The organism is Acinetobacter sp. YH01008 (assembly GCF_013420435.1).
GTDB classification, from domain to species: Bacteria; Pseudomonadota; Gammaproteobacteria; order Pseudomonadales; family Moraxellaceae; genus Acinetobacter; species Acinetobacter pseudolwoffii.
Genome location: NZ_VOYD01000055.1, coordinates 1 through 7,006, shown reverse-complemented (window position 1 = coordinate 7,006; position 7,006 = coordinate 1). Strand labels below are relative to the sequence as shown.

Annotated in this window: 6 protein-coding genes; 2 read left to right on the top strand and 4 right to left on the bottom strand. The window is 44.0% G+C overall.

From position 1 onward, the window contains the following. Positions 1-215 precede the first annotated feature (215 nt). Complete coding sequence (locus FTT75_RS15140) at positions 216-593, top strand: hypothetical protein (protein WP_167381287.1); 378 nt, start codon at positions 216-218, stop codon at positions 591-593. Between the two features lie 55 nt (positions 594-648). Here the strand turns inward: FTT75_RS15140 and erpA are convergent, their stop codons facing one another. From erpA to FTT75_RS15120, 4 genes are all read right to left on the bottom strand, one after another. Further along, positions 649-984: an iron-sulfur cluster insertion protein ErpA gene (gene erpA, locus FTT75_RS15135; protein WP_004281944.1), complete on the bottom strand. Its 336-nt coding sequence runs from the start codon at positions 982-984 to the stop codon at positions 649-651. Between the two features lie 121 nt (positions 985-1,105). Next, on the bottom strand, positions 1,106-2,113 hold the full coding sequence (locus FTT75_RS15130; RefSeq protein WP_074384156.1) for a putative solute-binding protein: 1,008 nt from the start codon (positions 2,111-2,113) through the stop codon (positions 1,106-1,108). A 192-nt stretch (positions 2,114-2,305) separates the two neighbouring features. Next, positions 2,306-3,316: a putative solute-binding protein gene (locus FTT75_RS15125; protein WP_100329867.1), complete on the bottom strand. Its 1,011-nt coding sequence runs from the start codon at positions 3,314-3,316 to the stop codon at positions 2,306-2,308. 253 nt (positions 3,317-3,569) lie between these two features. Next, positions 3,570-4,574: a putative solute-binding protein gene (locus FTT75_RS15120; RefSeq protein WP_180186800.1), complete on the bottom strand. Its 1,005-nt coding sequence runs from the start codon at positions 4,572-4,574 to the stop codon at positions 3,570-3,572. 215 nt (positions 4,575-4,789) lie between these two features. Between FTT75_RS15120 and FTT75_RS15115 the strand changes: the two genes are divergently transcribed. Further along, positions 4,790-6,721, top strand: a complete 1,932-nt coding sequence (locus FTT75_RS15115) for an ATP-binding cassette domain-containing protein (protein ID WP_180186799.1) — start codon at positions 4,790-4,792, stop codon at positions 6,719-6,721. The last annotated feature ends 285 nt before the right edge of the window (positions 6,722-7,006 follow it).

Below are 7,006 nucleotides of genomic sequence, written 5' to 3'. Positions count from 1 at the left end.
GTCATGAGAAAGCCCATATAAATGGGTAATGTACAAGTTGCTGTAGAAGCATGTTTAATTCGTCTGATCACAGATACTTTATAAAGTATTTTAATACTTTTTTGAATCCGTCAATGCGTAAGTCCTACTTAATTAATTTAAGTGTATAAGTGTTATAAAAAACACTCTATTCGGATTTCATGTTATTGTGAACGGCTACATTGTTCAGGCCATCTTTGGAGATTCATGTGAGTTACTACCATATTTTAATTGAAGTAAATGACCACATTAGTACGATTGATGAAACGCGTGATATCGAGATCTTTGATATTGAGGATATTCAGCCACATCTTCATGCGATTTTATTGCCTTATTTCAATGAACAGCTGATTGAACTGGACGATGAGAATCTGGAATATAAAGATATTTTACATCTGGAAATCAAACAGACCCTCTTGCCGATCAATGACCTGATCGAAGAAGAGCAGCGCCTGTTGCCAAGTGATACCGATATTACCATTAGCGCTTATGAGATTTTTAATAATCGTGAGCTGAGTCAGGATGTCACATCAGTAATTTTTGACCTCTTGGAAGCGGTAAAACTGGAAAATTAAGTTTTCTTCAGATATAAAAAAGTCCTCATCAAGAGGACTTTTTTATTGTACGTGTTTAGATCGAGAATGAAGATCCACAACCACAAGTGGTGGTCGCATTCGGGTTTTGCACCACAAAGCGTGAACCTTCCAGACCTTCCAAATAATCTACAACTGAACCGACCAGATATTGATAGCTGAGTGAATCGACCAGTACTTTCACATCGCCGTTGGCAAATTCTGCATCATCTTCATTCTGACTTTCGGCAAAGTTAAAGCCATAAGAGAAACCTGAACAGCCGCCACCGGTAACATACACACGGAGCATTAAGTCTTGGTTACCTTCACTGTCACGCAACTGGCGTACTTTATTTGCGGCATTGTCGGTGAGCACAAGCGCTTGGGCATTCATGGCGGATTCCTCTGTTGAATGGAATGTCTTTAAAAAGAAAAGACCATATCGAAGTATAACACACTCAATATATGGTCAGTCTCTACAGATTAAAAGTCAAATCAGAGTAATTTTATCAGGATTATTTGTAGTTCTCATCCTGTAAGGCACATTCGAAGTTTTGCGGGTTCTGTTTACAACGGAATTGCCACAGCAGTTTCATCATGCGTTTGTCATATACGCCGCGTTTGGTCAGGTCGATTCTGGAATCGCGCATCATTTTCTGATAGCCCGGTTTATCTGCAGCCGGAATATCCATCCAGTATTTTGCAGGAATATCGGCTTTCATTTTGCCCAGAATACCAAAAGCGCGCGGCAACTGGCTTCTCACCCATTCACGTGATTTTTGACCATAACCCGCCGGGAATTTATCGGGACGGATAATGATATTACCGGTCACTTGCAACACCGGATAATTCACAATCGCACCTTTTGTACCTAAGCCTTTGTGTAATTCTAGCGGCTTAAATACCGCAGCGGGTGCGCCAATGATATCAACCTGACCATTGTTAAACTTGGCGCCAAAGTTGGTGACATCGGCACTGACGGCTTGAGCACCAACCTGCTGTACCATGATTTTTTGTGCTTCATCATAGTCGAGTACCGCAATTTTTTTACCTGCGGCTTTGGCCACGGTATTAATACTACGGTCATTGACCAACAGAAAAGCATCACCGACAGGAATCACCCCCACCACTTCATATTTGCCATTGAGCATATGTTTGGCAAAAGTCGGACTCGCCAGACCCTGCATCACTTTAACGGCCAGATTCAGATCTGGAATCGCCCCGATGGCATCGAGTGAGCCGGTAAAACTGTTGAACTGACGCCCGCGCATTCCAGTAACACTAATCCCGTCACATTTTCCGGCTTTAAAATCTTCTGCAACCACGGCTTCATTGGTATTCACTCTAAGCTCGATATCAGCGCCCCAGTTTTTCGCTGCCAGCTGATAATCTTTCATGACGCTATACACATCGCCATTTTTGCCCACCAGATCAAATACGCACATCACCTGTTTGGCCTGTACCAGACCTGAAACAGTAAATGTCGCTGCGGCCAATGCCAGTATTTTCCATCTTCTTTGCATCATCCTAATGTCCTTATACCTTGTTTTTGTTATTGCGATTTCAGCCGCATCTAATTGTTTTTATATTAATCATAAGAAATCAATCTTTAGATCAAGCTTAAGCTATTTAATCAGCTGTACAATGGCTGATCTGCCTCAGTTCAACCACAAAAAAAGCTTAGACTCAGCTAAGCTTTTTCTTTAAAAATCAAATTACTCACCCGGAAGTGAACACTCAAAATTGGCTTTGTCGACAGAACAGCGCGCGCGTTTTAACACTGACATCATGCCAGCATCATAGATTCCGCGTTTGGTCATGTCCATACGGCCATCACGTAACATTTTCTGATACTTGGTTCTATCTTCCACGCTCAGATTCATTTTATATTTCGACGGAATTCCGGCTTCCAGACGGCCGATCATGGCCATACTTTTTGGCAGGTTTTTGATAAACCAGTCACGCGATTTTTGCCCAAAACCTGCCGGGAATTTTTCCGGGCGAATGACAAAATCGGACGTCACATGCAGCACCGGGAAATTAAACATCGCGCCGTTATTGCTAAGGCCTTTATAAATCTCTAGCGGTTTATAAGCATAGGCTGGTGCCCCCACCATATCCACCTGACCATTGTTAAATTTGGCCACAAAATTGGATACATCGGAAATCACGGCCTGGGCACCGACACGCTGCACCATAATTTTCTGGGCATCGTCATAGCCCAATACCGCGAATTTTTTACCTGCGGCTTTTTCAATCGAGTTAATATTTTTGTCACGAACAAAGATGAACGCCGAACCAAGTGGTGCAATCCCGGCAATTTCGTATTTTTTACCACCCAGATTAGTCACCATTTTGCTGGCATTGCGTTTGTCCAGCGCAAAACTAATGGCACGCTGTGCAATTGCATTGCTCGGTGCACCGCCCAGTGCATCGATAGAACCGGCAAATTTATTGTATTGACGGGCGCGCATGGCAGTCATAAATACACCATCACATTTTCCGGCTTTAAAATCATTGTCGGCAACAGCTTCATCCTGGCGGGCAATCAGATTGATTTCTGCGCCCCAGCCTTTTGCAGCCAGTGCCCATTCTTGCGCCATCTGGAAAGACTCACCCGATTTACCCAGTAAGTCAAACACGCAGATATCGACTTTTTCTGCATGCACTGCATTGGCAAAACCAAATGTAGAAAGTGCAGCCAATGATAAGAGTGCTTTTTTCATTGTATTATCCTTTGGAATCTTGTTATTCGCTGAGTGGCCGTACACGGAACAAATATTAAGCAAGTTTAATTAAAAAAAATAGAGCATTTACTCCATTTAAAACCCGTGTTTTGGCCTATAAAGATAAATCAGCGTATGTTCTAAATATTATTTTATAAAATATTTTTAAATATCAATTTCTTAATATTTAATAGAAGTTTCGTATCATTACATTTAATCCGTGAGAGTTACAAAGATATACATCATTTGAATTTTATTCGCCACTAATTGAACACTCAAAATTGGTTCTTTCGACGGTACAGCGGGCACGCTTCAATACCGTCATCATGCCGGGATCATAAATCCCCTGCCGGGTTAAATCGATGCGGCCTTCGCGCAGAATCTTCTGATAGGCAATGCGATCTTCACGGCTTAAGTTCAGCTTATATTTATTGGGAATTTCCGCTTCCATACGTTTCACCATGGCAAAACTGCGCGGCAACTGTTTCACAAACCAGTCTCTGGATTGTACTGCGAAAGAGTCAGGAAATTTATCCTGCCGGATGATCAGGTCGGCAGTGACATTGATCACTGGAAAATTAATCATGGCGCCTTTATTGCCCAGACCTTTTTCTAATTCAAGCGGTTTAAAGGCATAAGCCGGTGCAGCCACAATATCGACTTCGCCCTGATTAAATTTACGGATAAAATTGGAAATTTCCGACATTACCGGCACGGCTTCAATCCGGTTGACCATAATTTTCTGGGCATAGTCATAATGCAGCACGGCAAATTTCTTGCCTTTTACCTGTTCCAGTTTATTCAGCTCGCGATCACGGACAAAAATATAAGCCGGGCCAATCTGTCCGATCCCAGCCACTTCAAATTTTTCTTTGCCAATCTGGGTGATCAAGCGCTTGCTGTTGCGTTTGTCCAGTACATAACTGATGGCTTTCATGGCAATGTCATTATTTGGCACACCACCAATCGCATCAATCGAGCCGGCGAATTTGTTATAGGCGCGGGCCCGCATGGAGGTCATATAAAAAGCATCACACTTTCCAGCTTTGACATCCTGATCTACCTTGGCTTCATCCTGATAGGCGCTCAACTGGACCTGCGTCCCCCAGCTTTTTGCTGCCAGTGCCCATTCCTCCAGTAACTTATAGGACTCACCCGATTTTCCCAGCAAATCGAAAACACAGACATTCACGCTGGCTTGACTCGAAGTCGACACCAACAGACCCAGCGCAGACAAAATTAAATATCCCTTTTTCATTTTTATTTGACTCTATCGTACTTATTGTTCTAACCATATGAACTATAAATGACTACTCACAGTAAAAATAGAGTTTTTACTCAACTTGAGCGTTTACCTCCTAGTGGGGAACAGAGGTCAAAACCTTTCATTTCAGTAAAAACTGCAAGATTTTTCATTTTCCTGGGGCTTTCCTTTAGAATAGGCACATCTTATTGCTTAGCCTTGATTTCTCAATGATTCAGTTAGACCAGTTATCTATACGTCGCGGTGGACGTGTTTTATTTCAAAAAGCGTCGATGCAGTTACACCCAGGATGGAAAATTGGCCTAACCGGTGTCAATGGTGCCGGGAAATCGACCCTGTTTTCAGCCTTGCTCGGTGGCATGGAGTCAGACACCGGTTCGTTGACCCGTCCTGCGGTTTGGACCGTGGCGCATATGGCACAGGAAATCAAAGCGCTGAATATGAAAGCCATTGATTTCGTCTTGTCGGGCGATGAAGAATACTGGGATATTCAGCAGAAACTGGAGCAGCCAGATCAACTGGATGATGCAGAACTGGCCCATTTATATGGCCGTTTTGATGAAATTTCAGGTTATTCTGCGCCGGCCAAAGCTTCGCAACTGATGGCCGGTCTGGGCTTTTTTGAACATCAATCCCAACTGGATGTGTCCAGTTTTTCCGGTGGCTGGCGCATGCGCCTGAATCTGGCGCGTACCCTGATGAGCCGTTCCGATTTACTCCTTCTTGATGAACCGACCAACCATTTAGACCTGGATGCCATTCTCTGGCTCGAAGACTGGCTGAAAGCCTATGAAGGTACGCTGGTGCTGATTTCGCATGACCGGGATTTCCTCGATGCGATTACCGACCATATTTTACATATCGAAAATCAGGAACTGATTTTATATACCGGTAACTACTCGACCTTCGAGCGCACCCGCAGTGAACGTCTGGCGCAGCAGCAACAGGCTTATGAAAAGCAGCTGGAAACCCGTGCACATCTGCAAAAATATATTGACCGTTTTAAAGCGCAAGCCACCAAAGCCAAGCAGGCACAGAGCCGGATCAAACAGCTGGAGCGTATGCAGGAACTGTCTGCTGCCCATGTTGATACACCATTTACCTTCAGTTTCCGTGAACCGACCAAAATGAGTTCGCCTTTATTGCAACTGGAACATGCCGATATTGGTTATGGTGACAAGCTGATTGTCACCAATGTCAATTTACAGATCACGCCAAGCAGCCGGATTGGTTTACTCGGGATGAATGGTGCCGGTAAATCTACCCTAATTAAATCGCTGGTCGGTGATTTAAAATTGCTTCAGGGTCTGCGCAAAGACTCGGAACTGCTCAATATTGGCTACTTTGCCCAACACCAAATGGATGCACTGGATGGCAATGCCAGCCCGATGTTACAGCTGGCCCGTATTGCCGATAAAAAAATCAGTGAAGCCAGCTTACGTTCTTTCTTGGGCAGTTTTGGTTTTAGCGGCGAACGCATGGATACGCCAAGTGAAAGTTTCTCAGGCGGTGAACGTGCCCGTCTGGCTCTGGCATTGATTGTCTGGCAGCGTCCAAACGTGTTGATTCTGGATGAACCGACCAACCATTTAGATCTGGATATGCGTCATGCATTGACCATGGCCTTGCAGGATTTTGAAGGTGCTGTGGTGCTGGTATCGCATGAACGCCAGCTGATTGCCAGTGTCTGTGATGAATTGCTGCTGGTACATAATGGTCAATGCCGTGAATTTGACGGTGATCTGACCGCTTATGCCGACTGGTTACGTCAGGCCCGCATTGAGATGATCAAAAACGGGCAGAAGCCAGCCGAGCCGGTGAAATCTCAGGTCGAAGTCAAAGCAACCATTTCCAAACTGGACAAAGAAGCACAGCGTAAGGAAGCGGCACGCCAACGAGAACTGAGCCGCCCGATTCGTAAAAATATCGAAAAATGTGAAACACAGATTTCAAAGGTTACGCCGCGACTGGCTGAAATTGAAACTTTACTGGGTGACAGTGCTTTATATGAAGCCTCACGTAAAAATGATTTGCTCAAACTGATGAATGAGCAAACCGAGCTGAAAGCCAAACTGGAAACAGCCGAGGAACAGATGCTGGAACTGATGATGGAACTGGAAAGTCTGGAGCAGTCCTTCTAACGCTATTTCAACACCCCCCATTATCTGAGAGATGAGTAACAAGCGTTATTCATCTCTTTTTTTTATTAAAACCACCCATTTTTAATATTTTCCTCCTGCTTTTCATCTTCGGGTAGTTGCTCGCTATTCTTGAGTGCTGCATCTCTTCTTCAAAACTCGACACATTTTGTCGTGAATTACGCAAGTGCCATATAAGTTTATTTTTTAAACAGTGGAGTGGCTTTTTTCATACATTAATTTACAGCGTCAGCTTGCATCCTAAGGCTCTAATACAAGTGTTTTTTA

What these genes read in the sequence shown, in the direction of transcription:
- erpA (WP_004281944.1), bottom strand. Translation starts at nt 984, where the DNA reads ATGAATGCCCAAGCGCTTGTGCTCACCGACAATGCCGCAAATAAAGTA.
- FTT75_RS15130 (WP_074384156.1), bottom strand. Translation starts at nt 2,113, where the DNA reads ATGCAAAGAAGATGGAAAATACTGGCATTGGCCGCAGCGACATTTACT.
- FTT75_RS15125 (WP_100329867.1), bottom strand. Translation starts at nt 3,316, where the DNA reads ATGAAAAAAGCACTCTTATCATTGGCTGCACTTTCTACATTTGGTTTT.
- FTT75_RS15120 (WP_180186800.1), bottom strand. Translation starts at nt 4,574, where the DNA reads ATGAAAAAGGGATATTTAATTTTGTCTGCGCTGGGTCTGTTGGTGTCG.
- FTT75_RS15115 (WP_180186799.1), top strand. Translation starts at nt 4,790, where the DNA reads ATGATTCAGTTAGACCAGTTATCTATACGTCGCGGTGGACGTGTTTTA.